A 2,667-nucleotide genomic window follows, 5' to 3' on the forward strand; every position below is an offset into this window, starting at 1 on the left:
CGGCCAGCGCAGCTTCCGCGCGCGGCGTCAGGCGCGGCGCGTCGGACGGGGTCGCGGTCTCGTCGGGGGAGGCAGGCGGGCGAAAGTCGGTCATGGCGGCCAGTCGCGGCAGAAAGACTCGGGAAAAAAGCGAACACAGGATATAACAACCTGTAACCTGCCGTGAAAGCGGCGATTGTGGGGCAGCCCTTGCACGCGGCGCGGATCAGGACGCGGGTGCCAGCGCGGTCCCCAGCACCTCGTCGTACACACGCAGCGTCGCCTGCTGCATCGCCGTGGTCGTGAAATGCGCCAGCACATGCTGCCGCGCGTGCCACCCCATGGCCGCCAGCGCCTCATCCGGCGCGTCTAGCGTCACGCGCAACGCGTCGCACAGGGCCTGCGCGTCATCGGGGGGCACCGGGATGCCGGTCTGCCCGGCAATGACCGTCTCCGCGGCACCGCCGTGGTTGGCCACGATCACCACGCGCTCCATGGCCTGTGCCTCAATGACCGCGCGACCGAACGGCTCAGGCCGGAGACTGGGCACCACAACGACGCGCGCCAGCATCAGCGCCGCCGGCATGTCCTGGCAGTGACCGGCAAACCGGATGCGTGCGCCGATCCCCGCCGCGCGCGCGCGGGCCACGATCTCGGCCGTGAAACGCCCCTTGCGCGTGCCGGGCCGCGCCCCCTCACCCACAAACACACAGACCCACGGGGGGACGCCGTCCTCGCGGGCCAGCCGGGCCAGCGCCTCGATCAGGATCAGATGCCCCTTCCAGCGGGTCAGGCGCGCGGGCAACATGATGACCGCCGCATCGTCGGGCAGGTCCCATGCCTCCGCCAGTGCCTGCATCCGGTCGCCACGCACGCAGGCGGGATCAAACTGGCGGGTATCGGCACCGCGCGGGATGATGCGCAGGCGCCCCTGGCCGAGGCCGTAGCGCGCGGTCAGGCGAGCGGCCATGAAGTGCGAGATCGCGATCACGCGTTCCCCGCGCGCCAGAACACCGTTGTACAGCCGCTTGCCGGGAAAGGAGTCGTGATGCACGCCGTGCCATGTCGTCACCAGCGGCACACCGGTGGCGCGACACGCCAGCCACGCCGCCCAGGCCGGGGCGCGGGATCGTGCGTGCACCAGAGCGACACCCTCGGCCCGGATCAGTGCCGCCAGACGACGGGCGTTGCGCCAGACGGCCCACGGCGACTTGCGATGCAGGGGCAACACACTGTGCCGGCCGCCGGCACGCCCGATCAACGGCACCAGACGACCACCCCGGCTTGCGACCAGCGGCACGCCCCCCGCCCCGGCGATGGCCTGCACCATCTCGATCGTGCCGCGCTCCACCCCCCCGCCGTGCAGGGCGGGCAGAACCTGAAGGATCACCGGCGGGCGGAGCGAATCGGACATCTCAACACGTTGTTACCACACTCGGACGCGAAACATATCGCGGCCCGATCGCGTGCGGCACCACGCGGCGACGCAACCGGGCGCGCGAGCATGCTGTATTGCATCTGTAATGCGCGATCGGTTGCAACGCCCGGCGGCACGTCGCACGCTCGACGGCGACGGACCATGTGCGAGAAAGGCAATGTCGGAGTTTCTGGGCACGCATCAACGAAATTCATGGCCGGCGGGACTGCCCCAGCCATCCTACCGGCCGGCGTCGGCCTCCGTCGACGTCATGCTGGCCCAAGGGCACGAGGCGGGCTGCGGGGGGCTGCTGCAGGCGTCCGTGCTGGCGCGGCTGTCGGACCTCGCCTACGGAAAGCCGGGGGTGCTGCCGACCGGCTATACCGACATCAGCCGACAGCCGACGGCGTTGCAGACCCTGCGCCTGACACCGGGATCTCTCTGGGTCGCGCCGCATCATTTCCGGGCACGCGCGTTTTCCTGCCTGCAAGGAACCGCCCTGCATTACGTGATCGCGTTTGGCGGCACGGACCCGAAGAACATCACCGACGACGCCACCGACGTCGGGCAGGCGCTCGGGTTCCAGCCTGCCCAGTACGATGACGCGCGCCGGATCGGTGTCCTGCTGTCGGCGGTCCCGGCGGATATCCCGATCGTGCTCACCGGGCACTCGCTGGGCGGCGGTCTGGCGACCGAGGCCGCGTTCTACAGCGGGCGACCCGCCGTCGTGTTCAACGCGGCCGGACTGCACCGCGACAACATGCCCAAAGGGGCAAAGCCGCCACAAGTGGATGCATATAGCGTCGACGGTGACCCCGTGACCTTTGTCCAGACGAACATGCGCATCGTCCTGTCCTGGGCGATGTTCGCCGCGGCCCCCGGCGTGGCAGCGGCTGCGACACTGCTGCGCGGCGACAGTCTGGGCGGCGCGATCCCGCCCGCGTACGGTCGCCAGACGCATCTCTCGGACCCGCCCGTCGCGGGGCAGGGAAGGCTCGACGCGGTTCTGGATCGCCACACCATCACCCGTGTCGAAAACGACATCCGGCACGCCGAATTCGTGCTGCAATGCCGATGAGGTCGCAGCGGTGCGGGTCACCACGCGGCCACCAGGTTGTGCCGCGACTGGCGGCGATGGCGCTGCTGGCGCTGTGCGTGGCCGACGTCGGCGCGCGGGCGCAGACGGACGAGGACGACGCGCCCGACACCGACCATTTCCGATCCGCCTTCGCCGCGGGCGCGCCGCGACACTTCATCGACGCCGTCCTGCT

Annotated in this window: 2 protein-coding genes; one reads left to right on the forward strand and one right to left on the reverse strand. The window is 70.3% G+C overall.

Going from position 1 to position 2,667, the window contains the following annotated elements; all coding sequences use genetic code 11:
• Positions 1–205: 205 nt before the first annotated feature.
• Positions 206–1,393: a glycosyltransferase family 4 protein gene (locus HUK82_RS15785; RefSeq protein WP_176614847.1), complete on the reverse strand. Its 1,188-nt coding sequence runs from the start codon at positions 1,391–1,393 to the stop codon at positions 206–208.
• Positions 1,394–1,574: 181 nt separating this feature from the next.
• On the opposite strand from HUK82_RS15785, the gene HUK82_RS15790 reads away from it, so the two are divergent.
• Positions 1,575–2,474, forward strand: coding sequence for a hypothetical protein (locus tag HUK82_RS15790; protein WP_176614848.1), 900 nt, complete (start codon positions 1,575–1,577; stop codon positions 2,472–2,474).
• The last annotated feature ends 193 nt before the right edge of the window (positions 2,475–2,667 follow it).

Source organism: Ameyamaea chiangmaiensis (assembly GCF_013376175.1).
Classification (GTDB): Bacteria; Pseudomonadota; Alphaproteobacteria; order Acetobacterales; family Acetobacteraceae; genus Ameyamaea; species Ameyamaea chiangmaiensis.

Excerpts from the sequence above, each read along its gene's own strand:
- HUK82_RS15790 (WP_176614848.1), top strand. The coding sequence starts at position 1,575 with ATGTCGGAGTTTCTGGGCACGCATCAACGAAATTCATGGCCGGCGGGA.
- HUK82_RS15785 (WP_176614847.1), bottom strand. The coding sequence starts at position 1,393 with ATGTCCGATTCGCTCCGCCCGCCGGTGATCCTTCAGGTTCTGCCCGCC.